Source organism: Xenorhabdus poinarii G6 (genome assembly GCF_000968175.1).
Lineage (GTDB): Bacteria > Pseudomonadota > Gammaproteobacteria > Enterobacterales > Enterobacteriaceae > Xenorhabdus > Xenorhabdus poinarii.
The window spans coordinates 3,084,368-3,110,160 of the sequence record NZ_FO704551.1 but is presented as its reverse complement, the minus strand read 5'-3'; the positions used below and the strand labels follow the sequence as shown (position 1 = coordinate 3,110,160).

Below are 25,793 nucleotides of genomic sequence, written 5' to 3'. Positions count from 1 at the left end.
GAAAATGGGTGTCCTGACACGTTCTGGCGTTGTTGATTGTGTTTGGCGTTTATTTCGATGCCATTGCTATCTCTTGCGAACAACGGTTGTTGCACGAGAAATTATGAATCGTCTTGGGGGGAATTATGTCAGTCAGTCGTAAGCGTTTTATCGCCGGAGCTGTTTGTCCAAAATGCCAATCACAGGATACGCTGGCAATGTGGCAGGAAAACAAGGTGGATGTTGTGGAGTGTGTCCATTGTGGTCATCTACAGAGACAAACGGATGACGCGGTGACATCTCACGTCAGAGAGCAGGAACAGGTTATTGGTATCTTTACGCCACAGTAAAATGAGTGCTCGTAACGTCAATAGATATACAATAAATTGTGGATAAATTTTGCCGTTACTAGGTACAGCAACGTAGAATTCCGTTACAATTGGCAGCATTTTTTTAAGCTGTAGCAATCTTCCCTTATGGGTTTTCCCTTGGGTATGTAGGAGTAGTCATGAAAGTAGCAAAAGACTTGGTGGTCAGCCTGGCTTATCAAGTAAGAACAGAAGATGGTGTTTTAGTTGATGAGTCCCCGGTAAGTGCACCGTTAGACTATCTGCATGGCCGTGGTGCTTTGATCAGTGGATTGGAGAAAGCGCTGGAAGGTCGTGAAGCGGGTGAACGCTTTGATGTTGGCGTAGAAGCAGAAGATGCATACGGCCAGTATGATGATAATCTGGTTCAGCGTGCACCAAAAGATGTGTTTGTTGGTGTGGATGATATTCAGGTTGGTATGCGTTTCCTGGCTGATACGGACCAAGGACCTATTCCGGTAGAAATCACGGCGATAGAAGATGATGAAGTGGTGGTTGATGCGAACCACATGCTGGCGGGTCAGAATCTGAAATTCAATGTTGAAATTGTTGCAATTCGTGAAGCGACCGAGGAAGAATTGGCACACGGCCATGTGCATGGCCAAGATGGCTGTGGTAGCCATGATCATGACGATCATGATCATGGATGTTGTGGTGGTAGCTGCCACTAAATCAGGGCTGACTGAAGACGTTGGTTATCTGAGGGATCAGTAAAGCAACAGAAAAAGGGAAGTGTATTATCAGCTTCTCTTTTGCCTCCCCCGGCAATGCTTTTTCTGATTGATATCAGTAATGGGGGGGCGGTGTTTCTTCAGAAAGTGGCGCAATGATGGATGTCTGATGTGTTTTCAGGCGTTCAGCTATTAATTTTAGCTGTTCTTTCAGCCGGTCAGTTTCTATCTGTTGTTTTCTTACTTCCTGATTGAGTTCTTCAATCGTGGCTTCTTGATAGGCCAGTTTGGTTTCCAGTTGCTCAAATTTTTGCTCAAATTCAGATAATTCCATTATCTTTCCTCCTACTTCTGATTAATTAATGATGGCGCGATGGGTCAATCAAATTGACACTATGATACTCAAAGAACACAGTGTAATAGGATCGAAATAGAATATTGCGAAACTTCTTTACTTTTGTATTGTCCCAATGGTTTTTATTGCAGGATATTGCAAATATTATCATTAGCTTCTTTATGCGGTTATAGTCAATGTGATGTGTAACCCATGCTAATGGCAAACCTACCCAAACTTAACTGGAGAATAGGATGAAATCATTATTTAAAACGGCATTTCTGGCTACGGCGTTATCAGTAGCGTTTAGTGTACCTCAAGCTTTGGCTGATAACACAGAAACAAAAAGCGAAGTAAAACTGAATAGTGCTTTTAAAACTGTCGATCAGCAAAATGCTTATGCGTTGGGGGCTTCTCTGGGTGGTTATATGAGTAAGTCTTTGAAAGAGCATGAGTTACTCGGTGTTAGTATAGAAAAGGCGCAGTTACTGGCTGGTGTTGAAGATGCGTTAAATAATAAAACCAAATTGACGGATAAAGAAATTCAGGCAACGTTATCCGCTTTGGAAGCTAAGGTGAAAAGTGTAATACAAGCCAAGGTGGAAAAAGAAACCAGTGAAAATGGTGAGAAAGGTGATAAATATCGCAAAGAATTTGCTAAAAAACCCGGTGTCGTAGAGAGCAAAACTGGACTGCTTTACAAAATTGAAAAAGAAGGTACAGGTAAGGCACCTACAGTGACTGACACTGTGGTTGTTAATTATAAAGGGGCTTTGATTGATGGTCAGGTTTTTGATAGTTCTTATGAGCGTAAAGAGCCTCTGACCATTAGTTTGGATAGCCTTATCCCTGGTTGGAAAGAAGGTTTGCTGCATGTGAAGAAGGGTGGAAAAATCACATTGGTTATCCCACCTAAGCTCGCTTATGGTCAGGCAAGTATGCCTGGTATTCCTGCCAACTCCACGCTGGTCTTTGATGTTGAATTACTGGATATTAAGCCAGCCGTTAAGGCAAAATAACGCTCATCATGACGTAGAAACAACATTGTCAGGGGTTCAACACCCCTGCTTTGTTATGTATTTCTTTCCATCTTCGATTTGTTGATAAATATTTACCTTTATTTGATGGGTAATAAGCTTATAACGAATAAACATCGGCTTGCATTGTGCGAGGGAGAATAAATGCATGTTGAAGTGCGGTGGGTATAGATAAAAGAAAAATGAATTTGTTTGCTTATTATTTGCTGATGTATTGTATTAGGTAAGATATTTTTCGTATTTCAGGTAGGACGCTGTGATAAATACCCGCAGTATACTCAGCAAGGCCTTGACGGCTATTCATTTACTTGGATTGTGCCTGGCATTTTTACGGATTTCATGTCCTCCTGATTTTTGCGTATAGCCCCTGATTCAAACGGTCTGTGACAGTCAGCGTTGACGAAAATGGGCTCTGAATTTACAGCCATGTGCTTTTATAATAAATCTTGCCCTGAGTGTTTAATGAGGCAAAGTCTGAACTTGAAGGATGGTGTATTACATGTCTACCCCGCTATTAACTATTGATAATATATCGAGTGATAACAGTGATGTTGAACTAATGGAAAATCAGCCATTTAGTGAAATTGATCATGACATTTTAAAATCTTACGAAGCTGCTGTTGATGGCCTGGCTATGTTGATTGGTGGGCATTGTGAAATAGTTCTTCATTCATTGGAAGATCTTAAATGTTCAGCCGTCAGAATAGCTAATGGAGAGCATACAGGTCGAAAAATTGGTTCTCCCATTACTGACCTGGCGTTGAGAATGCTGCATGATATTACGGACGAAGACTGTAGCGTTTCTAAGGCCTATTTTACGCGGGCCAAAAGTGGTTCGTTGATGAAATCAATCACCATTGCTATCCGTAATCGCCAGCGTCGGGTGATTGGGCTTCTATGCATCAATATGAATCTTGATGTGTCTTTTTCAGAAATTATTCAGACTTTTATCCCTGAAAAAACACATGAAGTTGCTTCAAACGTCAACTTTGCGTCTTCCGTCGATGATTTAGTGGCACAAACACTGGAATTCACGATTGAAGAAGTCAATTCTGATCGTCATGTTTCCAACAACGCGAAAAATAGACAGGTGGTATTAAACCTGTATGAAAAAGGTATTTTTGATATTAAAGATGCGATTAATCAGGTCGCTGATCGTTTGAATATCTCCAAGCATACGGTATATCTCTATATTCGCCAGTTTAAAAATGGTGAGTGCGCAAGTTCGGAGAAGTAATGTCATCACTGTCTTACTGCCTGCTGATCACGGGGCCAGCCTATGGTACTCAACAAGCCAGTAGTGCTTATCAATTTGCCCAGGCATTGATTGCGTCTGGTCATAAACTGCATAGCGTATTTTTTTATCGTGAAGGTGTTCAAAACGGCAACCAATTGGTTGCCCCTGCTAATGATGAGTTTGACTTGGTCAGAGCCTGGCAGGCATTGGCGGCGCAGTATCAGTTTAATCTGTTTATCTGTGTTGCAGCAGCATTACGGCGTGGCGTTGTGGATGAACAGCAAGCCCGTGAATTAAATCTTCCTGCCGCTAACCTCGCTGAAGGGTTTGAGCTTAGCGGATTAGGATCGTTGGCAGAAGCCATGATGTTGTGTGATCGTGTCATGCAATTTTAGTTGATGGCAATAATTGACCTTCGTGGGTATTGATGAAAAAAATCGCCTTTGTTTTTACTGAAGCGCCACATGGTTCTTCTGCCGGTCGGGAAGGGCTGGATGCACTGCTTGCGACATCTGCGTTGACTGAGCAAATCGGTGTATTCTTTCTTTCTGATGGTGTATTCCAATTACTGGCTAACCAGCAGCCGGACAAAGCGCTAGCCCGTGACTATATCTCTACTTTTAAGCTCTTGTCTCTTTATGACATTGATAAATGTTACGTGTGTCTGGATGATTTGCTCATTCGAGGCGGCAACCCGGCAAGTCAGTTTGTGCTGGATGCTGAGTTTCTTCCCGCTGAAGCAATGCGAAAATTGCTGGCGGGTTATGATGTTGTGTTGAAATTTTGATCTATTTCAGGCGGGTAACATGTTATATACTGTCAGTCGCTCACCTTATCACGATGACTTCAATGCCATGCTTGGCCTTGTCTCTGATGTCGATGATGTTTTGTTGATTCAGAATGGCGTATTACTGGGCATCAAGGACAACCGCTATTTGACGGCGTTGCTCCGTTCAGGGGCAAGCGTTTATGTTTTACAGGAAGATCTCGCAGCACGGGGACTGATTGAACAAATTTCAGATCGTGTAAAGGTGATTGATTACAACGGCTTTGTTAGCTTAACGGTAAAACATCAACAACATTTTTCCTGGTAGATTAACGGGCAGATCTGCATCGTATTTTTCAGTTATCTTATCGACCCCTTGTCAGCCCGTATTTTGCCAGCGAAAAACTGTATATTTCTTGACACCTCGTCAAGTCAGCAATAAAATTCCGCGTCCTCTTGTTTTGTCATTATGGCTGACAGAGGGTAAAATCCGTGTTTACGAAGCAAAAAAACCAGGAGCTTTTTTTATAATGGCAACTATTAACCAGCTGGTGCGCAAATCTCGTAGCTCGAAAGTTGTGAAAAGCAACGTTCCTGCTCTGGAAGCTTGCCCGCAAAAACGTGGCGTATGTACTCGTGTATATACCACCACTCCTAAAAAACCAAACTCCGCACTGCGTAAAGTATGTCGTGTGCGTTTGACTAACGGCTACGAAGTTTCTTCCTACATCGGTGGTGAAGGCCACAACTTGCAGGAACACTCCGTAATTCTGATCCGTGGCGGTCGTGTTAAAGACTTGCCAGGTGTGCGTTACCACACCGTTCGCGGTGCACTGGACTGTGCTGGTGTTAAAGACCGCAAACAAGGTCGTTCTAAGTACGGTGTGAAGAAGCCAAAGGCTTAATGGTTCTCCGTTAAGTAAGGCCAAACATTTTTCACTTTAATGTCAAAATAAACTCGTAGAGTTTTGGACAACCCTGAAATTCGAAACGGAGTATTTCCATGCCACGTCGTCGTGTAATTGGTCAACGTAAAATTCTGCCAGATCCAAAGTTCGGATCTGAACTGCTGGCCAAATTTGTTAATATCCTGATGGTAGACGGTAAAAAGTCTGTCGCAGAAGCAATCGTATATGGAGCGCTTGAGACCCTGGCTCAGCGTTCTGGTAAAGATCATCTGGAAGCATTCGAGCTGGCACTGGATAACGTGCGCCCGACTGTAGAAGTTAAGTCCCGCCGTGTAGGTGGTTCTACTTATCAGGTTCCAGTTGAAGTTCGTCCGGTTCGTCGTAATGCTCTGGCAATGCGTTGGATCGTTGATGCTGCTCGTAAACGCGGTGATAAGTCGATGGCTCTGCGCCTGGCGAATGAATTATCTGATGCGGCTGAAAACAAAGGCGCTGCTGTGAAGAAACGTGAAGACGTTCACCGTATGGCAGAAGCTAACAAGGCGTTCGCACACTACCGTTGGTAATCCCTTTGTTGGTCATCCATCGGCAGTGAATATGTTCCGGGTAGCTGCTTAGCTGCCCGTTCTCTAAATTGAACGCCCACGAGAGAGGAAAAAATGGCTCGTAAAACACCTATAGCGCGTTACCGCAATATCGGTATCAGCGCCCACATCGACGCCGGTAAAACCACAACAACTGAACGTATTCTGTTTTACACAGGTGTAAACCATAAGATTGGTGAAACTCACGAAGGTTCAGCAACAATGGACTGGATGGAGCAGGAGCAGGAGCGTGGTATTACTATCACGTCCGCAGCGACGACTGCATTCTGGTCTGGTATGGCTAAACAGTATGAGCCACACCGTATCAACATTATCGACACCCCGGGCCACGTTGACTTCACTATCGAAGTAGAACGTTCCATGCGTGTTCTTGACGGTGCAGTAATGGTTTACTGTGCAGTAGGTGGTGTTCAGCCTCAGTCTGAGACCGTATGGCGCCAGGCTAACAAATACAATGTTCCACGTATCGCGTTCGTTAACAAAATGGACCGTATGGGGGCTAACTTCCTGCGCGTGGTTGAGCAGATCAAAACTCGTCTGGCTGCTAACCCAGTTCCTCTGCAATTGGCAATCGGTGCGGAAGACTCCTTCACCGGTGTTGTTGACTTGCTGAAAATGAAAGCAATCAACTGGAACGACGCAGATCAGGGAACAACCTTCACTTATGAAGAGATCCCAGCTGACATGGTTGAGCTGGCGCAGGAATGGCATCAGAACCTGATCGAATCCGCGGCAGAAGCATCAGAAGAGCTGATGGATAAATATCTGGGCGGTGAAGAGCTGACTGAAGACGAAATCAAAGCAGCTCTGCGTAAGCGTGTTCTGGCGGGCGAAATTATCCTGGTTACCTGTGGTTCTGCATTTAAGAACAAAGGTGTTCAGGCGATGCTGGATGCAGTCATCGAATACCTGCCAGCACCAACAGACGTTGAGTCTATCAAAGGTATGCTGCCAGACGGTAAAGACACGCCAGCAGAACGCCACTCTAGCGATGACGAGCCATTCTCTGCGCTGGCGTTCAAAATCGCAACTGACCCATTCGTGGGTAACCTGACGTTCTTCCGTGTTTACTCGGGTGTTGTTAACTCCGGTGACACGGTACTGAACCCAGTAAAAGACCGCAAAGAGCGTTTTGGCCGTATCGTTCAGATGCACGCTAACAAACGTGAAGAAATCAAAGAAGTCCGCGCAGGCGATATCGCTGCTGCGATTGGCCTGAAAGATGTCACCACCGGTGATACTCTCTGTGACATGAGTGCCCCAATCATTCTGGAGCGCATGGAGTTCCCAGAGCCAGTTATCTCTGTTGCGATCGAGCCAAAAACGAAAGCTGACCAAGAAAAAATGGGTATCGCTTTAGGCCGCCTGGCACAAGAAGACCCATCATTCCGCGTGAGCAGTGATGAAGAATCTGGTCAGACTATCATCGCAGGTATGGGTGAACTGCACCTCGATGTACTGGTTGACCGTATGCGTCGTGAGTTCAACGTTGAAGCGAACGTAGGTAAACCTCAGGTTGCTTACCGTGAAACTATCCGTGCTTCTGTTGAGCAGGAAGGTAAACACGCTAAACAGTCCGGTGGTCGCGGTCAGTACGGTCACGTTTGGCTACGTATCGAGCCACTGGAAGCGGGTGGCGCTGGTTACGAATTCGCGAACGAAATCGTTGGTGGTGTGGTTCCTAAAGAATACATCCCAGGCGTTGACAAAGGCGTTCAGGAACAGCTGAAGGGCGGTGTTCTGGCTGGTTATCCAATCGTTGACGTTAAAGTTGCCTTGTTCGATGGTTCTTACCATGACGTTGACTCCTCGGAAATCGCCTTTAAAATTGCTGCATCCATGGCATTTAAAGAAGGCTTCATGAAAGCGAAACCAGTTCTGCTGGAACCTATCATGAAAGTTGAGGTGGAAACACCAGAAGACTACATGGGTGACGTCATCGGTGACTTGAACCGTCGCCGTGGTATGATCGATGGTATGGATGATGTAGCTACGGGCAAAATTGTTCGTGCTCAGGTACCATTGTCTGAAATGTTTGGTTATGCTACTGACCTGCGTTCTCAGACCCAAGGTCGTGCTTCTTACTCCATGGAGTTCTTGAAGTACAACGAAGCGCCGAGCAACGTCGCTCAGGCTATTATCGAAGCTCGTAAATCTAGATAATTTTCGAGTTTACTATCTTTTTGGCTCCCTCATCTCTGTGACGAGGGAGCGGTATTAAGGAATAGAGTCGTGTCTAAAGAAAAGTTTGAACGTTCAAAACCGCACGTTAACGTTGGTACTATCGGCCACGTTGACCACGGTAAAACTACCTTGACTGCTGCAATCACCACCGTTTTGGCAAAAACCTACGGCGGTAGCGCTCGTGCATTCGATCAGATCGATAACGCACCAGAAGAAAAAGCGCGTGGTATCACCATCTCTACTTCTCACGTAGAATACGATACCCCAACTCGTCACTACGCACACGTTGACTGCCCAGGCCACGCCGACTACGTGAAAAACATGATCACCGGTGCTGCTCAGATGGACGGCGCGATCCTGGTTGTTGCGGCGACTGATGGCCCAATGCCACAGACGCGTGAGCACATCCTGCTGGGTCGTCAGGTAGGCGTTCCATACATCATCGTGTTCCTGAACAAATGTGACATGGTTGATGATGAAGAGCTGCTGGAACTGGTTGAAATGGAAGTTCGTGAGCTGCTGTCTCAATACGATTTCCCAGGCGACGACACGCCAATCATCCGTGGTTCTGCACTGAAAGCGCTGGAAGGCGAAGCCGAGTGGGAAGCAAAAATCATCGAACTGGCAGAAGCCCTGGATACTTACATCCCAGAGCCAGAGCGTGACATTGATAAGCCATTCCTGCTGCCAATCGAAGACGTTTTCTCTATCTCCGGTCGTGGTACCGTAGTCACCGGTCGTGTAGAGCGCGGTATCGTTAAAGTGGGTGACGAAGTTGAAATCGTCGGTATCAAAGAAACCACGAAAACGACCTGTACAGGTGTTGAAATGTTCCGCAAATTGCTGGACGAAGGCCGTGCTGGTGAGAACGTTGGTGTTCTGCTGCGTGGTACTAAGCGTGATGATGTTGAGCGTGGTCAGGTTCTGGCGAAGCCAGCGTCTATCCACCCACACACTCAGTTCGAATCTGAAGTGTACATCCTGAGCAAAGATGAAGGTGGTCGTCATACCCCATTCTTCAAAGGTTACCGTCCACAGTTCTACTTCCGTACAACGGACGTAACCGGTACTATCGAACTGCCAGAAGGCGTAGAGATGGTAATGCCAGGTGACAACATCAACATGAAAGTGACCCTGATTGCGCCAATCGCCATGGACGACGGTCTGCGTTTCGCTATCCGTGAAGGTGGCCGTACTGTTGGTGCAGGTGTTGTTGCTAAAGTGATCGCATAATTTTTTTTATGTGTTCATTTTAGAAGGGCATCTATCGATGCCCTTTTTATACTTTGCCTTAGAGTATGTCTTAGGACATTGCTTTAAGGCATAGTATCAGGGCATTATTTGATACGTTGTCTTAAGAAGAACCTATCTCATCAATGGTTGTTTATAATTAGTTGATAAATGGCAGGTAAATTGCTGTTTGATTGCTATTCTTAATTATTGGTGAGATAGGCTCTGATACAACGGATGGGCTTCAGTATCATTAAGATATAAAAGTCCTACTGAATTATGGCGCCGAGTCAGATACAATTACAATTATCTTTGGGTTCGGTCTGATTTGTTTTGCTCTTGCGAGGCAAGCTGGCTATCTATTTACATCATAGTTACTTACATATAGTTACAGGTTGGTTTATGAGTGCGAATAGCGATGCTCAAGAAAGCGGGCGTGGTCTTGATATAGCAAAATGGCTATTGGTAGCAGTGCTGCTGGTGGTTGCTATTGTGGGTAATTACTATTACCGAGAGTATAACCTGCCTCTGCGCGCGATAGCCGTGGTTGCTATTGCTGCCCTTGCAGGAGCAGTTGCATTGTGGACTGTAAAAGGTAAAGCTGCATTAGCCTTTGCCCGTGAAGCCCGCATTGAAATGCGTAAAGTCATTTGGCCAACTCGCCAGGAAGCACTGCATACAACACTGATTGTTGCAGCGGTGACGGCTATCATGTCTCTTATTTTGTGGGGGCTTGATGGTATTCTGGTGCGTTTAGTTTCATTTATTACAGGCCTGAGGTTTTAAAAAATGTCTGAATCCCCAAAAAAGCGTTGGTACGTCATCCAGGCATTTTCTGGGTTTGAAGGTCGCGTCGCTCAATCTCTGCGTGAACATATTAAATTACAAGAGATGGAAGATTCGTTTGGCGAAGTGATGGTGCCGACAGAAGAAGTCGTCGAGATCCGCAGTGGCCAGCGCCGTAAAAGCGAGCGTAAATTTTTCCCCGGTTATGTCTTGGTACAGATGGTCATGAACGATGCGACATGGCATTTGGTTCGTAGTGTACCTCGCGTAATGGGTTTTATCGGTGGCACTTCTGACCGCCCAGCACCAATCAGTGATAAAGAAGTTGATGCGATTATGAATCGTCTTCAACAGGTTGGTGATAAGCCACGGCCAAAAACCCTGTTCGAGCCAGGAGAAATGGTTCGAGTCAGCGATGGTCCGTTTGCAGACTTTAATGGTGTGGTAGAAGAAGTCGATTATGAGAAGAGCCGTTTGAAAGTGTCGGTGTCTATCTTTGGTCGTGCTACCCCTGTTGAGCTGGATTTCAGTCAGGTAGAGAAAGTCTGAACTGGTGTTTAAGTAAGCAGATCTGCTTGCAAAGGGTGTGAAATTAGCATACAATTTCGCGCCTTTTGTTTTTATCTAGGCATCATTTAGATGATGTCCTCTAGGTAATTTAGGTCATATTTTAGTGGTCTGGTCTTATATTTTATAGACGGGGCTGAATTGTCAGGGGAGCCTCATTTTTTGAGGCGATAACACCCACACAGAGGAAAATAGCAATGGCTAAGAAAGTCCAAGCCTACGTTAAGCTGCAAGTTGCAGCTGGTATGGCTAACCCAAGCCCACCAGTTGGTCCAGCGCTGGGTCAGCAAGGTGTTAACATCATGGAATTCTGTAAAGCGTTCAATGCGAAAACTGAAAGCATTGAGAAAGGCTTGCCAATTCCAGTTGTAATTACTGTTTATGCAGACCGTTCTTTCACTTTCGTTACCAAAACCCCACCAGCAGCCGTTCTGTTGAAAAAAGCAGCAGGCATCAAATCGGGTTCCGGCAAACCGAATAAAGAAAAAGTTGGTAAAGTAACCAGCGCTCAGATTCGTGAAATTGCCGAAACTAAAGCTGCTGACATGACTGGTGCTGATGTTGACGCGATGATGCGTTCAATCGAAGGTACTGCTCGTTCCATGGGCCTGGTAGTGGAGGGTTAATCAATGGCTAAACTGACCAAGCGCATGCGCACTATTCGTGAAAAAGTTGATGCAACTAAACAATATAACATCGACGAAGCGGTTGTTCTGCTGAAAGAACTGGCTACTGCTAAGTTTGTAGAAAGCGTTGACGTAGCTGTTAATCTTGGCATTGACGCTCGTAAATCTGACCAGAACGTTCGTGGTGCAACAGTATTGCCACACGGCACAGGTCGTTCAGTTCGTGTTGCTGTATTTACTCAGGGTGCAAACGCTGAAGCGGCTAAAGCTGCTGGCGCTGAGCTGGTAGGTATGGAAGATCTGGCTGACCTGGTTAAGAAAGGCGAGATGGACTTCGACGTCGTTATCGCATCTCCAGATGCAATGCGTGTTGTTGGCCAACTGGGTCAAATCCTGGGCCCACGTGGTCTGATGCCAAACCCGAAAGTGGGTACTGTAACCCCTAACGTTGCTGAAGCGGTACAAAACGCGAAAGCAGGTCAGATTCGTTACCGTAACGACAAAAATGGCATCATCCACACGACTATCGGTAAAGTTGACTTTGATGCTGACAAACTGAAAGAAAACCTGGAAGCTCTGCTGGTTGCGCTGAAAAAAGCGAAGCCATCTTCTGCTAAAGGTGTTTTCATCAAGAAAGTTAGCTTGTCTACTACCATGGGTGCAGGTGTTGCGATCGACCAGTCTGGTCTGAACGCATCAGTTTAATGATTTAAGCTGAGATAACGCTTTACCTTAGCGTCAGATTTGTCTAAAATCTGACGCTTAAAATTTGCCTCATTGTGTGTTTTATGACACACAACCTTTGAAAAATAAGGCAATATTGGCAAATAACAAGTTTTCGGTTGGAGCTTGGCCAAATCCAAGCCCCGTCCAAGACCGCAGGCGTAAGTAATTACTTAATATCCTGCGTAGACGGTGACAGAGCCAAATGAAATTTATTTTCTGGATTCTGCTCACCGTGTTTTAGCGCTCAGGCACATTCGGTGCTTTGAGTGAAGTGAGTTCCGGGTCTTCCCGGTTAATCCAGGAGCAAGAAGCTAATGGCACTAAATCTTCAAGACAAACAAGCGATTGTTGCTGAAGTCAGCGAAGTAGCCAAAGGCGCGCTGTCTGCGGTTATTGCGGATTCTCGCGGCGTTACCGTAGATAAAATGACTGAACTGCGTAAAGCAGGTCGCGAAGCGGGCGTTTACATGCGTGTTGTACGTAACACGCTGATGCGCCGTGCTGTTGAGGGTACTTCTTATGAGTGCCTGAAAGAAGCGTTTGTTGGTCCAACCTTGATTGCTTTCTCTAACGAACATCCGGGCGCAGCAGCTCGTCTGTTCAAAGAATTCGCGAAAGCGAACCCAGCATTCGAGATTAAAGCAGCAGCCTTTGAAGGTGAGTTTATTTCAGGTGAGAATATCGATCGCCTGGCAACACTCCCAACTTACGAAGAAGCAATCGCACGCCTGATGTCAACCATGAAAGAAGCCTCAGCAGGCAAACTGGTTCGCACTCTGGCTGCGCTACGCGATCAGAAAGAAGCAGCTTAATTGCCTATTTCCTTCGTTGCTTTTTAACGTATAAATTTTTTCTGAATTTTAGGAACACTTGTTATGTCTATCACTAAAGAACAAATTCTGGACGCAGTTGCAGAAATGTCTGTAATGGACGTTGTTGAACTGATCAGCATGATGGAAGAGAAATTCGGCGTTTCTGCTGCTGCAGCTGTTGCTGTAGTTGGTGGTGCTGCTGAAGCAGTTGAAGAAAAAACTGAATTCGACGTTATCCTGACTGGCGTTGGCGCTAACAAAGTTGCAGTTATCAAAGCAGTACGTGGCGCAACTGGCCTGGGTCTGAAAGAAGCTAAAGATCTGGTTGAAAGCGCACCAGCAGCTCTGAAAGAAGCTATCAGCAAAGACGACGCTGAAGCGCTGAAAAAATCTCTGGAAGAAGCAGGTGCTTCTGTTGAGATCAAGTAAGATCTGTTTGAAGTTCGCAGCCTGATTTTTTAAGGCTGGCGGCTGGCGATTTTTTAATCGCCAGCCTTTTTGCGCTGTAGGGGTATTACCCGACAGCCATATTGCCGGAAAGGCATTATGTAGGGAGTTAGTAGCATTTCACACTGTTTGGCTGCTAATAAACCCAGAATACTTCTTCCTATTGACGACTTAATATACTGCGTTCTCAGCTACGATCCACTCGGGTAGCTCGGTAGTAAGGTAACGCAATGAAATGATTTAAGAGTAATAGTAATGAGTATTACGGAAAATATTCTGTTTTCTGTTCGAAAGAAATAGTGTTGCAGAGTGCTGTCCTTAAGGGCGGACAGAGTGGGTCACTTATCAGCGAGCTGAGGAACCCTATGGTTTACTCCTATACCGAGAAAAAACGTATTCGTAAGGATTTTGGTAAACGTCCACAAGTTTTGGATGTTCCATATCTTCTTTCTATCCAACTTGACTCGTTCCAGAAATTTATCGAGCAAGATCCTGAAGGCCAAAATGGACTGGAAGCGGCCTTCCGTTCAGTGTTTCCAATTCAGAGCTACAGTGGCAATGCAGAGCTGCAATATGTAAGCTACCGTCTTGGTGAACCTGTCTTTGATGTTAAAGAGTGTCAGATCCGTGGCGTGACTTATTCTTCACCACTGCGCGTTAAACTGCGTTTGGTGATCTATGAGCGCGAAGCGCCAGAAGGCACAGTTAAAGACATCAAAGAGCAAGAAGTCTACATGGGTGAAATTCCACGCATGACCGATAACGGAACTTTCGTTATTAACGGTACTGAGCGTGTTATCGTATCTCAGTTGCATCGTAGCCCAGGCGTTTTCTTTGACAGCGATAAGGGTAAAACCCATTCATCCGGTAAGGTACTGTATAATGCACGTATCATCCCTTACCGTGGTTCATGGTTAGATTTCGAATTTGATCCAAAAGATAACCTGTTTGTGCGTATCGACCGCCGCCGTAAACTGCCGGCTTCGATTATTCTGCGCGCGATGAATTATTCTACTGAAGACATTCTGAATCTGTTCTTCAACAAAACCGTTTTCGAAATTCGCGATAATAAATTGCGGATGACGCTGGTTCCAGAACGTCTGCGTGGCGAGACGGCTTCATTTGATATTGAAGCTAACGGCAAAGTCTATGTTGAGAAAGGCCGCCGTATCACCGCTCGTCATATTCGCCAATTGGAAAAAGATCAGGTAGACCGTATTGAGGTACCTGTCGAATATATCGCGGGTAAAGTTGTCGCAAAAGATTACATCGACCAGAACACCGGTGAAATCATCTGTGCTGCTAACATGGAACTCTCTTTAGATCTGCTGGCACGTTTGAGTCAGTCTGGTCATAAATCTATTGAGACTCTGTTTACCAATGATCTGGATCATGGTGCTTATATTTCCGAAACCTTGCGTGTTGACCCAACTAACGATCGTCTGAGCGCGTTGGTTGAAATCTACCGCATGATGCGTCCGGGTGAACCACCAACGCGTGAAGCCGCAGAAAATCTATTTGAGAACCTGTTCTTCTCTGAAGATCGCTATGATCTGTCTGCGGTTGGCCGTATGAAGTTCAACCGTTCGCTGGATCGTGAAGCGGTTGAAGGTTCCGGTATCCTGAGCAAAGAAGACATCATTGATGTGATGAAAAAGCTCATTGATATCCGTAACGGTAAAGGTGAAGTCGATGATATTGACCACTTGGGCAACCGTCGTATCCGTTCCGTTGGTGAAATGGCTGAAAACCAGTTCCGCGTTGGTCTGGTTCGTGTAGAACGTGCAGTGAAAGAGCGTTTGTCGCTGGGTGATCTGGATACTCTGATGCCTCAGGACATGATTAACGCTAAACCAATTTCTGCGGCGGTGAAAGAGTTCTTTGGTTCCAGCCAGTTGTCCCAATTCATGGACCAGAACAACCCACTGTCTGAAATTACGCATAAACGTCGTATTTCTGCGTTAGGCCCAGGTGGTCTGACTCGTGAGCGTGCAGGCTTTGAAGTTCGAGACGTACACCCAACTCATTACGGTCGTGTATGTCCAATCGAAACGCCTGAAGGGCCAAACATCGGTCTGATTAACTCATTATCCGTCTATGCGCGTACCAATGAGTATGGTTTCCTGGAGACACCTTACCGCTTAGTGCGTGATGGCGTAGTCACTGATGAAATTCATTACCTGTCTGCGATCGAAGAAGGTAACTACGTTATTGCTCAGGCGAACACCGTATTGGATGAAGAAGGCCACTTTGTTGAAGAATTGGTCACTTGCCGTCATTACGATGAATCCAGCTTGTTCAACCGTGATCAGGTTCAGTACATGGACGTTTCGACACAACAGATCGTGTCCGTCGGTGCTTCTCTGATCCCATTCCTTGAACACGATGACGCCAACCGTGCATTGATGGGTGCGAACATGCAACGTCAGGCGGTACCAACACTGCGTGCTGATAAGCCGTTGGTCGGAACAGGCATGGAGCGTGCAGTTGCAGTTGACTCCGGTGTCACTTCCGTTGCTAAACGTGGCGGTGTGGTTCAGTACGTTGACGCATCTCGTATCGTCATCAAGGTCAACGAAGATGAAATGTACGCGGGTGAAGCGGGCATTGATATCTATAACCTGACTAAATATACCCGTTCAAACCAAAATACGTGTATCAACCAGATGCCATGTGTTTCTTTGGGTGAGCTGGTAGAGCGTGGTGACGTTCTGGCTGATGGTCCATCCACCGATTTGGGTGAACTGGCTCTGGGTCAGAATATGCGCGTGGCATTTATGCCATGGAATGGTTATAACTTCGAAGACTCCATCCTCGTCTCTGAGCGTGTTGTTCAGGAAGACCGTTTCACCACGATTCACATTCAAGAACTGGCTTGTGTCTCTCGTGATACGAAACTGGGGCCGGAAGAGATAACGGCTGACATCCCTAACGTGGGTGAAGCGGCGCTGTCTAAGCTGGATGAATCCGGGATCGTTTATATCGGTGCTGAAGTGAAAGGCGGCGATATTCTGGTTGGTAAAGTGACCCCGAAAGGGGAAACTCAGCTGACGCCAGAAGAAAAACTGCTGCGTGCGATCTTCGGTGAGAAAGCGTCTGATGTGAAAGATTCCTCACTGCGCGTACCGAATGGTGTTTCTGGTACAGTTATCGACGTACAAGTCTTTACCCGTGATGGCGTGGAAAAAGACAAACGTGCGTTGGAAATTGAAGAGATGCAGTTGCGTGAGGCTAAGAAAGACCTGACAGAAGAACTGCAAATTTTCGAAGCTGGCTTGTTTGCTCGTATTCACTCTGTACTGGTTGCCGGTGGTGTTGAAGCGGAAAAACTCAGCAAACTTCCTCGTGGACGTTGGTTGGAACTGGGTCTGGCTGATGAAGAAAAACAAAATCAGTTAGAACAGTTGGCAGAACAGTATGACGAACTGAAGGCTGAGTTCGAGAAAAAACTGGATGCTAAACGCCGTAAGATTACCCAGGGTGACGATCTGGCACCAGGCGTGCTGAAAATTGTCAAAGTGTATCTGGCTGTGAAACGTCAGATCCAGCCTGGTGACAAGATGGCAGGTCGTCACGGTAACAAAGGGGTTATCTCTAAAATCAACCCGATCGAAGACATGCCTTACGATGAAAACGGTACACCTGTTGACATCGTACTGAACCCGCTGGGCGTACCATCACGTATGAACATCGGTCAGATTCTGGAAACGCACTTAGGTATGGCAGCGAAAGGCATTGGTGACAAGATTAATGCTATGCTGAAACAGCAGCAAGAAGTTGCCAAGCTGCGTGAATTTATCCAGAAAGCTTATGATCTGGGTGACGATACGAGTCAGAAAGTTGACCTGAACACCTTCAGCGATGAAGAAGTTATGCGTCTGGCAGAAAACCTGAGAAAAGGGATGCCTATCGCAACGCCTGTCTTTGATGGTGCAAAAGAAACCGAAATCAAAGAGTTGTTGAAACTGGGTGGCTTGCCAACTTCCGGCCAGATCACACTGTTCGACGGCCGTACAGGTGAACAATTCGAGCGTCAGGTAACCGTTGGTTACATGTACATGCTGAAATTGAACCACTTGGTTGATGACAAGATGCACGCCCGTTCTACCGGCTCTTATAGTCTGGTTACTCAGCAGCCGTTGGGTGGTAAGGCACAGTTCGGTGGACAGCGCTTCGGTGAGATGGAAGTGTGGGCATTGGAAGCATATGGTGCTGCGTACACCCTGCAAGAAATGCTCACCGTTAAATCCGACGATGTTAACGGTCGAACCAAGATGTATAAAAACATCGTGGATGGTAGCCACCAGATGGAACCTGGCATGCCGGAATCTTTCAACGTATTGCTGAAAGAAATCCGTTCGTTGGGTATCAACATCGAGCTGGAAGACGAATAAATCGTTTTTCTGCTGGTAAACTCTCCGGCATGAAAATGTCGGACAGTTTACCAGCCAGTGGTTGCACTGGTCCCAGTGGTTATACTGGTTATAGAGGGGAGTGGCATGGGCCACTCACCTAACAGGTCTAACTCCGACAGGAGCCATTTCGTGAAAGACTTATTGAAGTTTCTGAAAGCGCAAACTAAGACCGAAGAGTTTGATGCGATCAAAATTGCTCTGGCCTCTCCAGATATGATCCGTTCGTGGTCATTCGGCGAAGTAAAAAAGCCAGAAACGATTAACTACCGTACGTTCAAGCCTGAGCGTGACGGCCTTTTCTGTGCGCGTATTTTCGGGCCAGTAAAAGATTACGAATGTTTGTGTGGTAAATACAAGCGATTAAAGCACCGTGGTGTGATTTGTGAGAAATGTGGTGTTGAAGTGACCCAAACCAAAGTTCGTCGTGAACGTATGGGGCACATCGAACTGGCATCTCCGACTGCTCACATCTGGTTCCTGAAATCGCTGCCATCCCGCATCGGCTTGTTGTTGGACATGCCTCTGCGTGACATCGAGCGTGTACTGTACTTCGAATCCTATGTTGTTGTCGAAGGCGGGATGACGAGCCTCGAGCGTAGTCAAATCCTGACTGAAGAACAGTATCTGGATGCACTGGAAGAGTTTGGGGATGAATTTGATGCAAAAATGGGCGCAGAAGCGATCCAGGCTTTGCTGAAAAACCTCGACTTGGAAAACGAATGTGAAGTCTTGCGCGAAGAGTTAAATGAAACGAACTCTGAAACCAAGCGTAAGAAGCTGACCAAACGTATTAAATTGCTGGAAGCTTTCATTCAGTCTGGTAACAAACCAGAGTGGATGGTGTTGACTGTACTGCCAGTTCTGCCACCGGATCTGCGTCCGCTGGTTCCACTGGATGGTGGCCGTTTTGCAACGTCAGACCTGAATGATCTGTATCGTCGCGTCATCAACCGTAACAACCGTTTGAAGCGCCTGCTGGATTTGGCTGCGCCAGATATCATCGTACGTAACGAAAAACGGATGTTGCAGGAAGCGGTTGATGCATTGCTGGACAACGGCCGTCGCGGTCGTGCGATTACCGGTTCCAATAAACGTCCTCTGAAATCCTTGGCAGATATGATCAAGGGTAAACAGGGTCGTTTCCGTCAGAACCTGTTGGGTAAACGTGTTGATTACTCAGGCCGTTCTGTTATTACCGTTGGTCCATACTTGCGTCTGCATCAGTGTGGTCTGCCTAAGAAGATGGCTTTGGAACTGTTCAAGCCATTCATTTACGGCAAGCTGGAATTGCGTGGTCTGGCAACGACCATCAAAGCAGCCAAGAAAATGGTTGAGCGTGAAGAGGCCGTTGTCTGGGATATCCTGGATGAAGTCATCCGTGAGCACCCAGTGCTGCTGAACCGTGCACCAACTCTTCACCGTTTGGGTATTCAGGCATTTGAACCCGTTCTGATCGAAGGTAAAGCGATCCAGCTGCACCCATTGGTGTGTGCTGCGTATAACGCCGACTTCGATGGTGACCAGATGGCTGTTCACGTACCGTTGACACTGGAAGCTCAGTTGGAAGCGCGTGCGTTGATGATGTCTACCAACAACATCCTGTCACCAGCGAGTGGTGAACCCATCATCGTTCCATCTCAGGACGTTGTATTGGGTCTGTACTACATGACCCGTGACTGTGTTAACGCGAAAGGCGAAGGCATGGTGCTGAGCGGTTCTAAAGAAGCAGAGCGTGTTTATCGCGCAGGTCTGGCTTCTTTGCACGCACGTGTCAAAGTTCGCATCACTGAAGAAGTGAGAGATGGCGAAGGCAATGTGACCGTCAACACGGGTCTGGTTGATACCACCATCGGCCGTGCCATCCTGTGGATGATCGTACCGAGAGGTCTGCCATACTCACTGATTAACCAGCCATTGGGTAAAAAAGCTATCTCCAGAATGCTGAACACCTGTTACCGCATCCTGGGCTTGAAACCAACGGTTATCTTAGCTGACCAGACCATGTATACCGGTTTTGCTTACGCTGCGCGTTCCGGGGTCTCCGTCGGTATCGACGACATGGTTATTCCTGAGAAGAAAGAAGGTATTATCGCGGAAGCAGAAGCAGAAGTGGCCGAAATTCAGGAACAGTTCCAGTCAGGTCTGGTAACGGCTGGCGAACGCTATAACAAGGTTATCGATATCTGGGCTGCGGCCAACGAACGTGTTGCTAAAGCGATGATGGAAAACCTGTCTACTGAAACGGTGATTAACCGTGATGGTGAAGAAGAGCAACAGGTTTCTTTCAACAACATCTTTATGATGGCCGACTCCGGTGCGCGTGGTTCTGCTGCTCAGATCCGTCAGTTGGCGGGGATGCGTGGCCTGATGGCAACACCAGATGGCTCCATCATCGAAACCCCAATTACCGCGAACTTCCGTGAAGGTTTGAACGTACTCCAGTACTTCATCTCAACCCACGGTGCGCGTAAAGGTCTTGCGGATACCGCATTGAAAACCGCGAACTCCGGTTATCTGACCCGTCGTCTGGTTGACGTTGCTCAGGATCTGGTGGTGACTGAAGATGACTGTGGTACTCACGACGGTATTCTGATGACCCCGGTTATCGAAGGTGGTGATGTTAAAGAACCACTGCGTGAACGTGTATTGGGTCGTGTAACGGCTGAAGACGTTCTGAAACCAGGTACAGCAGACATTTTGGTTCAACGTAACACCTTGCTGAACGAAAAATGGTGTGATCTGTTAGAAGAAAACTCCGTTGACAGCGTGAAAGTACGTTCCGTAGTTAGCTGTGAAACTGACTTTGGTGTTTGTGCTAATTGTTACGGTCGTGACCTTGCACGTGGCCACCTGATCAACAAAGGTGAAGCGGTTGGTGTTATTGCGGCACAGTCAATCGGTGAACCAGGTACACAGTTGACGATGCGTACCTTCCACATCGGTGGTGCGGCATCTCGTGCGGCAGCAGAATCCAGCATTCAGGTGCGTAACAAAGGTCATCTGAAACTGACCAATGCGAAATTCGTGACAAATTCATCAGGTAAATTGGTTATTACTTCTCGTAATACCGAATTGCGCCTGATTGACGATTTCGGTCGTACCAAAGAAAGCTATAAAGTGCCTTACGGTTCCGTATTGGCAAAAGGTGATGGTGAAACAGTTACCGGTGGCGAAACCGTCGCAAACTGGGATCCACATACCATGCCAGTCGTGAGTGAAGTCTCCGGTATTATCCAGTTCTACGATATGGTTGATGGTCAAACCATTACCCGTCAGACGGATGAACTGACCGGCCTGTCTTCACTGGTGGTTCTGGACAGTGCGGAGCGTACCGGTAGCGGTAAAGACCTGCGTCCAGCGCTGAAAATCGTAGATGCTCAGGGTAATGATGTGCTGATCCCGGGTACCGATATGCCGGCTCAGTACTTCCTGCCGGGTAAAGCGATTGTTCAGTTAGAAGATGGCGCGTCCATCTCTGCGGGTGATACATTAGCGCGTATTCCTCAGGAATCTGGCGGTACTAAAGATATCACCGGTGGTCTGCCACGCGTTGCGGATCTGTTCGAAGCTCGTCGTCCAAAAGAACCGGCTATCCTGGCAGAAATCAGCGGTATCGTTTCCTTTGGTAAAGAAACCAAAGGTAAGCGCCGTCTGGTCATCAGTCCATTAGATGGTAGCGATGCTTACGAAGAGATGATCCCTAAATGGCGTCAGCTCAACGTGTTCGAAGGTGAGGTGGTTGAACGTGGTGATGTGATCTCCGATGGTCCAGAATCGCCACATGACATCTTGCGTTTGCGTGGTGTTCACGCAGTTGCGCGTTACATTACCAACGAAGTGCAGGAAGTTTACCGTCTGCAAGGCGTTAAGATTAACGATAAACACATTGAAGTTATCGTTCGTCAGATGCTGCGTAAAGCGACGATTGCGAACTCAGGTAGCTCTGAATTCCTTGAAGGCGAGCAGGTGGAATACGCACGCGTTAAAGTGGCGAACCGTAAACTGGAACAGGATGGTAAAGTCGCGGCATCCTTCCATCGTGACTTGTTGGGTATCACCAAAGCATCACTGGCAACAGAATCCTTCATCTCTGCGGCGTCGTTCCAGGAAACAACTCGCGTATTGACCGAAGCTGCCGTTGCAGGTAAACGTGATGAACTGCGTGGTCTGAAAGAGAACGTCATCGTTGGTCGTTTGATCCCTGCGGGTACAGGTTATGCTTACCATCAGGATCGTATGCGTCGTCGCCACGAAAACGAAGTGGTTGAAGCACCACAAGTTAGCGTTGATGAAGCGACTGCAAACCTGGCAGAGTTGTTGAATGCAGGTTTTGGCAACAGCGATAACGAGTAATAGCGTACTGCATATGTATCGCTAATTGTGAAATGCCCTCTCTTGTAGAGGGCATTTTTTTATGGGAAGGAAAATCTTTTTGTTGATGAGGATAATATAAATCTGAAAAATTATTTTTTGTTTAAATAACAATGTATTAGTTTGTGTATTTCATGTATAGAACCAGTATTATTTCCCACTTTTTATCGTGTTGATAAACGTTTCCCGTGCAGTTGGTGAGCCAAGATGCTCTGCTTCATTCAATAATTTCAATGCCTTATCGATATTTCCATGGCTAATAGCGCTCTTGATGGCCTCATTGAAATACTGTTCAGTATCGTTCAGGACGGGCTTAGAATGTGTCGATGTTGCCTGCGTAGAACCAACGGTGACAGGTTTTGGTGTAGCGGTTGATGTCGAAAATATCTGACCAACCATAATATTGCCTGCATCACGCTCTGTTTTCACTTTGAGCGTCAATGTGCCTGTCTCTGTATGACGAGCAATTGGATCTGGAATGTCCGGTACTGAATTACCAACGCCTTTTGCATACGCCTTCGCAGGAGCGACCATGTGTGTCGCGTTTTTCAAATCAGCCAGAGTGGTATAAATCAGTAAATAAATTTGCTGTTGACCTAACGTTGGTGTCAGCTTTAACGTGCCCTCAAGCCTATCCGTGGACATCATGCCCGGTTGTTGATAACGAAAATAGTGGCTTGGATAAAAGGCCGCGGGGCGAAGTTGTTCATCAAGCACTAAAACATTCGGGGAATAGGCTTGTTTATCTTTTATCAAGCTATTCAGGGTAATTTCCAATGAACCTTGATTAGCAGGTAAAGCAAAAGCAGCTATTGCTCCACGAATATCTCCATCATTTAGCTGTTGTGACGAATCATTAAGAATGATGGTCTGTGTGCTATGAATATTAATCGGCTGCCAATGTAATTTTTGCAAAATTGGCAGAGGTAACGTTGGCACGAGAGCATTGCTTGTTGCTATGTCAGGATTTGCTTCTCCCGTCATGACGGTATCGGATGCTGTTGTATCAGACAATACGATACCTGAGGCGGCGTGACTCACAGCAGGAGTCACATTGCAGAGCACGGCACAGAGACACAATGAAAGTAATTTCTTTTTCATTACCACCAAGCCTCAAACTGGACACCAAACGTAAATTCATCGCTGTTCCCACGACTGAATCGATGGGCAGGGGTATCACGATAAGCTACGCCATTAATATAAGGTGAGTTTTCATCGGGCTTGACATCCGCATAGCCCCATTTCTCATTCCATTTGGTGTAAGTCGTGAATAACCGTATAGCAGGCCGTGACCAAATGCTGTCACCCGCTTGCCATTGTTGAGCCAGGGTGATTTTGTACTGATTGTTGCTTTGCTTAGTGTGTTGAGATTTGACATTGTCATAACCCACTTCCATCAGGGTACTCATTATCGGTGTCCATTTGTACATTGGGCGAATACCCACGGTGTACCATGTGTTGCCGTTGTGATTATCGCGGTCAATATCTTGGTACATCGCGACATACATCAAATCCCATTTTTGTGAGAGACTGATTGCACCATGATCCATCACCCGCACCATATGCCCATTGTTGTTCACATTGGCACCTTCGGCACGCCCATTGTTGTTAGAGGTCATTGCGTCAGTGGCGTACTGCACGGCAAATTTGTTAAAACCGCCTAACAAGCTTTGAGTATGCTCAGCGGTCAACATCACACCATCTTTGGGTGCCTTGTTATCAAGCTTATATCCCTTGCGTGCATTGGCACGTCCATAATCAATACCCAATTCCAATGTACCGCCAGCATTGACAGGTAAGTTGGCCAGCCGGATATCGAAAACATCATTAGAGGTTGAGATTTCACCATCTTTGCCGGCGACCCAACCCTGAGAACCCCCGGATTCAGTATTGCGGCTCACAGCGAGAGACAGTTTGCCAAAACCGAGATCAATATCTTCTAAGCCTGCACCGGGGCCGGAAATATCCCAATAATAGAAATCGATCATATGTATGTCATGGCGTTGGTAGAAGCGTTTACCGACCCACAGTGTTGAGTTCGGTAGCCAGTCAATGATGTTGGTTGCTTTTACATTTGCTTCCCGTAACGCGGGGTTGGTGGCTTCCCAGTCTTTTTCCTGGCTGACTGAATAGGCTAAATTAGTATCAAAATAGAAACGCTTGTTACCTTCTTTCCATAATTCTTGTCCTAGCTTAAGTTCGGCGTAGGTTTCACATTCATTACCGAGACGGTATTTACTTGGTGCACCAGTGGCGGTCGCGCATTTTTGATCACCACCACTTCCTGTCCAGCCAATACCTGAGCGGGCATAACCGTGGAAGTCGACAGCAATAGCTTGCATGGATAATAAACCAGTTAGCATAGCCAATGAGAGAGACAATATACGCATCATGATTCTCCTGTTATTTTTGAATGCCGCGGATCTAAACTCCGGGTTCTTTATGTAAACGTTGACATGCGGTTCCATCTTCGCGGAAAAGATGACATCGGTGAGGGGCTAATCCGATCGTGAAATCAGCGCCTTCTTTCACGAGAACAATATCAGGCTGGCGGTACACCAGATTTTGATGAATGGCAGGTATGCGAATGTGAATCTGGGTTTCATTCCCCAGCTGTTCTGCGATCTGTACTGTCCCCTCGAGCGTAACATCGGCGACATCGTTCGGTAAAAGGTGTTCAGGGCGAATTCCCAAAGAGACATTACTACCGACAGCTAATCCTTTACTGTCAACGGGCAACCAAACAGACTGACCGTTAGGCAAAATGATTTGCACCTGATCGACTGCGATCGCTGAAACTTTGACTGGTAGGAAGTTCATTTTCGGTGAACCAATAAAACCCGCGACAAATCGGTTGGCTGGATAGTGATAAATTTCAAGGGGCTTACCAACCTGAGCAATATTACCGCCATCCAGAACAACAATTTTATCTGCCAGCGTCATGGCTTCAGTTTGATCATGGGTGACATAGACCATTGTACGTTGCAGCCGTTTATGTAAACGTGAAATCTCAATTCTCATCTGAACACGTAAAGCAGCATCCAGATTGGAAAGGGGTTCATCTAGCAGGAAGATATTCGGTTCAGTCACGAGAGTCCGACCAATAGCAACTCTCTGACGTTGACCACCGGACAGTGCCTTAGGACGGCGATCCAGTAGATGAGCTAGCTGGAGTGTTTCTGCCACTTGTTGCACTCGTTTTTGGGTATCGTTTTTATTGACACCAGCTAACTTCATGCCAAATGACATATTGTCTGCAACGGAGAAATGGGGATATAGCGCATAAGATTGAAAAACCATGCCGACGCTGCGTTTGGCTGGTGGCACATCATTCATTCGCTTTCCGTCTATTAACAAGTCACCGGAAGTGATATCTTCCAATCCTGCTATCATTCTCAATAACGTCGATTTTCCACATCCTGATGGGCCGACAAATACGACGAATTCCCCTTCCTGAATCTCAAGATTAAGATCTTTAGAGATGACAGTGTCACCATATGATTTAGATACATTGCAGAATGTGATGCTAGACATTTGTTCTCTCCCTCGGATTTGCCACCTCAGTTTTTTGTTCGTTTCTTATTCGTCTTCGCTTCTTTGCCATCGTGAGAAACTGAATGAAAAACTGATGATTGAATTGTGTATAAAATAACAGGTACAAGAATCCTCCATCTCAGAATTTTTGCTGGTGGAGAAGCCAGGAGGACGAGCTTAATGTGATTAA

Annotated in this window: 23 protein-coding genes; 19 read left to right on the top strand and 4 right to left on the bottom strand. The window is 46.4% G+C overall.

The genetic code is table 11. The features are described 5' to 3' along the window. The first annotated feature begins 125 nt into the window (after positions 1-125). The gene (locus tag XPG1_RS14360) at positions 126-329 is read left to right on the top strand and encodes a YheV family putative zinc ribbon protein (protein ID WP_045959667.1); all 204 of its coding nucleotides are present in this window, start codon (positions 126-128) and stop codon (positions 327-329) included. A 158-nt stretch (positions 330-487) separates the two neighbouring features. After that, positions 488-1,018 (top strand): peptidylprolyl isomerase, encoded by a 531-nt coding sequence (gene slyD, locus XPG1_RS14355; RefSeq protein ID WP_045959664.1) that lies wholly within the window; start codon positions 488-490, stop codon positions 1,016-1,018. Positions 1,019-1,133: 115 nt separating this feature from the next. On the opposite strand, the gene XPG1_RS14350 is transcribed toward slyD, so the two are convergent. Next, positions 1,134-1,352, bottom strand: a complete 219-nt coding sequence (locus XPG1_RS14350) for a SlyX family protein (RefSeq protein WP_045959663.1) — start codon at positions 1,350-1,352, stop codon at positions 1,134-1,136. Between the two features lie 254 nt (positions 1,353-1,606). Here XPG1_RS14350 and fkpA point away from each other — a divergent pair, with 254 nt between their 5' ends. From fkpA to rpoC, 17 genes are all read left to right on the top strand, one after another. Further along, complete coding sequence (gene fkpA / locus XPG1_RS14345; protein ID WP_045959661.1) at positions 1,607-2,371, top strand: FKBP-type peptidyl-prolyl cis-trans isomerase; 765 nt, start codon at positions 1,607-1,609, stop codon at positions 2,369-2,371. 517 nt (positions 2,372-2,888) lie between these two features. Then, positions 2,889-3,626, top strand: coding sequence for a helix-turn-helix transcriptional regulator (locus tag XPG1_RS14340; protein ID WP_045959660.1), 738 nt, complete (start codon positions 2,889-2,891; stop codon positions 3,624-3,626). Next, a complete protein-coding gene (gene tusD, locus XPG1_RS14335) occupies positions 3,626-4,021 on the top strand; it encodes a sulfurtransferase complex subunit TusD (protein ID WP_045959658.1) in 396 nt (131 codons plus the stop codon). Before XPG1_RS14340 ends, tusD begins: the two co-directional genes overlap by 1 nt. 32 nt (positions 4,022-4,053) lie before the next feature. Further along, positions 4,054-4,413 carry a sulfurtransferase complex subunit TusC gene (gene tusC / locus XPG1_RS14330; protein ID WP_045959657.1) on the top strand — a complete coding sequence of 120 codons (360 nt, stop codon included), beginning with the start codon at positions 4,054-4,056 and terminating at the stop codon, positions 4,411-4,413. Between the two features lie 19 nt (positions 4,414-4,432). Next, positions 4,433-4,720, top strand: a complete 288-nt coding sequence (gene tusB, locus XPG1_RS14325) for a sulfurtransferase complex subunit TusB (RefSeq protein ID WP_045959656.1) — start codon at positions 4,433-4,435, stop codon at positions 4,718-4,720. 202 nt (positions 4,721-4,922) lie between these two features. Further along, the gene (gene rpsL, locus XPG1_RS14320; protein WP_010848548.1) at positions 4,923-5,297 is read left to right on the top strand and encodes a 30S ribosomal protein S12; all 375 of its coding nucleotides are present in this window, start codon (positions 4,923-4,925) and stop codon (positions 5,295-5,297) included. A 98-nt stretch (positions 5,298-5,395) separates the two neighbouring features. After that, positions 5,396-5,866: a 30S ribosomal protein S7 gene (gene rpsG, locus XPG1_RS14315; protein ID WP_038269448.1), complete on the top strand. Its 471-nt coding sequence runs from the start codon at positions 5,396-5,398 to the stop codon at positions 5,864-5,866. Positions 5,867-5,959: 93 nt separating this feature from the next. Beyond that, the gene (fusA, locus tag XPG1_RS14310; RefSeq protein ID WP_045959654.1) at positions 5,960-8,068 is read left to right on the top strand and encodes an elongation factor G; all 2,109 of its coding nucleotides are present in this window, start codon (positions 5,960-5,962) and stop codon (positions 8,066-8,068) included. A gap of 69 nt (positions 8,069-8,137) precedes the next feature. Beyond that, complete coding sequence (gene tuf, locus XPG1_RS14305; RefSeq protein WP_045959653.1) at positions 8,138-9,322, top strand: elongation factor Tu; 1,185 nt, start codon at positions 8,138-8,140, stop codon at positions 9,320-9,322. A 399-nt stretch (positions 9,323-9,721) separates the two neighbouring features. Beyond that, positions 9,722-10,105: a preprotein translocase subunit SecE gene (gene secE, locus XPG1_RS14300; RefSeq protein WP_045959651.1), complete on the top strand. Its 384-nt coding sequence runs from the start codon at positions 9,722-9,724 to the stop codon at positions 10,103-10,105. A 3-nt stretch (positions 10,106-10,108) separates the two neighbouring features. After that, positions 10,109-10,654 (top strand): transcription termination/antitermination protein NusG, encoded by a 546-nt coding sequence (nusG, locus tag XPG1_RS14295; protein WP_045959649.1) that lies wholly within the window; start codon positions 10,109-10,111, stop codon positions 10,652-10,654. 215 nt (positions 10,655-10,869) lie between these two features. Continuing rightward, on the top strand, positions 10,870-11,298 hold the full coding sequence (gene rplK, locus XPG1_RS14290; protein ID WP_038260747.1) for a 50S ribosomal protein L11: 429 nt from the start codon (positions 10,870-10,872) through the stop codon (positions 11,296-11,298). Between the two features lie 3 nt (positions 11,299-11,301). Further along, positions 11,302-12,003 carry a 50S ribosomal protein L1 gene (rplA, locus tag XPG1_RS14285; RefSeq protein ID WP_045959646.1) on the top strand — a complete coding sequence of 234 codons (702 nt, stop codon included), beginning with the start codon at positions 11,302-11,304 and terminating at the stop codon, positions 12,001-12,003. A 335-nt stretch (positions 12,004-12,338) separates the two neighbouring features. Beyond that, positions 12,339-12,836, top strand: coding sequence for a 50S ribosomal protein L10 (gene rplJ / locus XPG1_RS14280; protein ID WP_045959643.1), 498 nt, complete (start codon positions 12,339-12,341; stop codon positions 12,834-12,836). 63 nt (positions 12,837-12,899) lie between these two features. Further along, positions 12,900-13,265, top strand: a complete 366-nt coding sequence (rplL, locus tag XPG1_RS14275) for a 50S ribosomal protein L7/L12 (protein WP_045959641.1) — start codon at positions 12,900-12,902, stop codon at positions 13,263-13,265. A 383-nt stretch (positions 13,266-13,648) separates the two neighbouring features. Beyond that, positions 13,649-17,677, top strand: a complete 4,029-nt coding sequence (rpoB, locus tag XPG1_RS14270) for a DNA-directed RNA polymerase subunit beta (protein ID WP_045959639.1) — start codon at positions 13,649-13,651, stop codon at positions 17,675-17,677. Positions 17,678-17,827: 150 nt separating this feature from the next. Next, on the top strand, positions 17,828-22,051 hold the full coding sequence (gene rpoC, locus XPG1_RS14265) for a DNA-directed RNA polymerase subunit beta' (RefSeq protein ID WP_045959637.1): 4,224 nt from the start codon (positions 17,828-17,830) through the stop codon (positions 22,049-22,051). 168 nt (positions 22,052-22,219) lie between these two features. Here the strand turns inward: rpoC and malM are convergent, their stop codons facing one another. The 3 genes from malM to malK are packed head-to-tail and all read right to left on the bottom strand — an operon-like array spanning position 22,220 to position 25,603. Next, positions 22,220-23,170: a maltose operon protein MalM gene (gene malM / locus XPG1_RS14260; protein ID WP_045959636.1), complete on the bottom strand. Its 951-nt coding sequence runs from the start codon at positions 23,168-23,170 to the stop codon at positions 22,220-22,222. Then, positions 23,170-24,459, bottom strand: coding sequence for a maltoporin (locus XPG1_RS14255; protein ID WP_045959634.1), 1,290 nt, complete (start codon positions 24,457-24,459; stop codon positions 23,170-23,172). Before XPG1_RS14255 ends, malM begins: the two co-directional genes overlap by 1 nt. Before the next feature lie 34 nt (positions 24,460-24,493). After that, positions 24,494-25,603 (bottom strand): maltose/maltodextrin ABC transporter ATP-binding protein MalK, encoded by a 1,110-nt coding sequence (gene malK, locus XPG1_RS14250; RefSeq protein WP_045959633.1) that lies wholly within the window; start codon positions 25,601-25,603, stop codon positions 24,494-24,496. Positions 25,604-25,793 lie beyond the last annotated feature (190 nt).

Bases quoted from the DNA above. Each gene is read 5' to 3' on its own strand.
- tusC (WP_045959657.1), top strand. From the start codon at position 4,054: ATGAAAAAAATCGCCTTTGTTTTTACTGAAGCGCCACATGGTTCTTCT.
- tusB (WP_045959656.1), top strand. From the start codon at position 4,433: ATGTTATATACTGTCAGTCGCTCACCTTATCACGATGACTTCAATGCC.
- malK (WP_045959633.1), bottom strand. From the start codon at position 25,603: ATGTCTAGCATCACATTCTGCAATGTATCTAAATCATATGGTGACACT.
- XPG1_RS14350 (WP_045959663.1), bottom strand. From the start codon at position 1,352: ATGGAATTATCTGAATTTGAGCAAAAATTTGAGCAACTGGAAACCAAA.
- tusD (WP_045959658.1), top strand. From the start codon at position 3,626: ATGTCATCACTGTCTTACTGCCTGCTGATCACGGGGCCAGCCTATGGT.
- slyD (WP_045959664.1), top strand. From the start codon at position 488: ATGAAAGTAGCAAAAGACTTGGTGGTCAGCCTGGCTTATCAAGTAAGA.
- secE (WP_045959651.1), top strand. From the start codon at position 9,722: ATGAGTGCGAATAGCGATGCTCAAGAAAGCGGGCGTGGTCTTGATATA.
- rpsL (WP_010848548.1), top strand. From the start codon at position 4,923: ATGGCAACTATTAACCAGCTGGTGCGCAAATCTCGTAGCTCGAAAGTT.
- rplJ (WP_045959643.1), top strand. From the start codon at position 12,339: ATGGCACTAAATCTTCAAGACAAACAAGCGATTGTTGCTGAAGTCAGC.
- XPG1_RS14255 (WP_045959634.1), bottom strand. From the start codon at position 24,459: ATGCGTATATTGTCTCTCTCATTGGCTATGCTAACTGGTTTATTATCC.
- rpoB (WP_045959639.1), top strand. From the start codon at position 13,649: ATGGTTTACTCCTATACCGAGAAAAAACGTATTCGTAAGGATTTTGGT.
- fkpA (WP_045959661.1), top strand. From the start codon at position 1,607: ATGAAATCATTATTTAAAACGGCATTTCTGGCTACGGCGTTATCAGTA.
- fusA (WP_045959654.1), top strand. From the start codon at position 5,960: ATGGCTCGTAAAACACCTATAGCGCGTTACCGCAATATCGGTATCAGC.
- XPG1_RS14360 (WP_045959667.1), top strand. From the start codon at position 126: ATGTCAGTCAGTCGTAAGCGTTTTATCGCCGGAGCTGTTTGTCCAAAA.
- nusG (WP_045959649.1), top strand. From the start codon at position 10,109: ATGTCTGAATCCCCAAAAAAGCGTTGGTACGTCATCCAGGCATTTTCT.
- malM (WP_045959636.1), bottom strand. From the start codon at position 23,170: ATGAAAAAGAAATTACTTTCATTGTGTCTCTGTGCCGTGCTCTGCAAT.
- rpsG (WP_038269448.1), top strand. From the start codon at position 5,396: ATGCCACGTCGTCGTGTAATTGGTCAACGTAAAATTCTGCCAGATCCA.
- rplA (WP_045959646.1), top strand. From the start codon at position 11,302: ATGGCTAAACTGACCAAGCGCATGCGCACTATTCGTGAAAAAGTTGAT.
- XPG1_RS14340 (WP_045959660.1), top strand. From the start codon at position 2,889: ATGTCTACCCCGCTATTAACTATTGATAATATATCGAGTGATAACAGT.
- rplL (WP_045959641.1), top strand. From the start codon at position 12,900: ATGTCTATCACTAAAGAACAAATTCTGGACGCAGTTGCAGAAATGTCT.
- rplK (WP_038260747.1), top strand. From the start codon at position 10,870: ATGGCTAAGAAAGTCCAAGCCTACGTTAAGCTGCAAGTTGCAGCTGGT.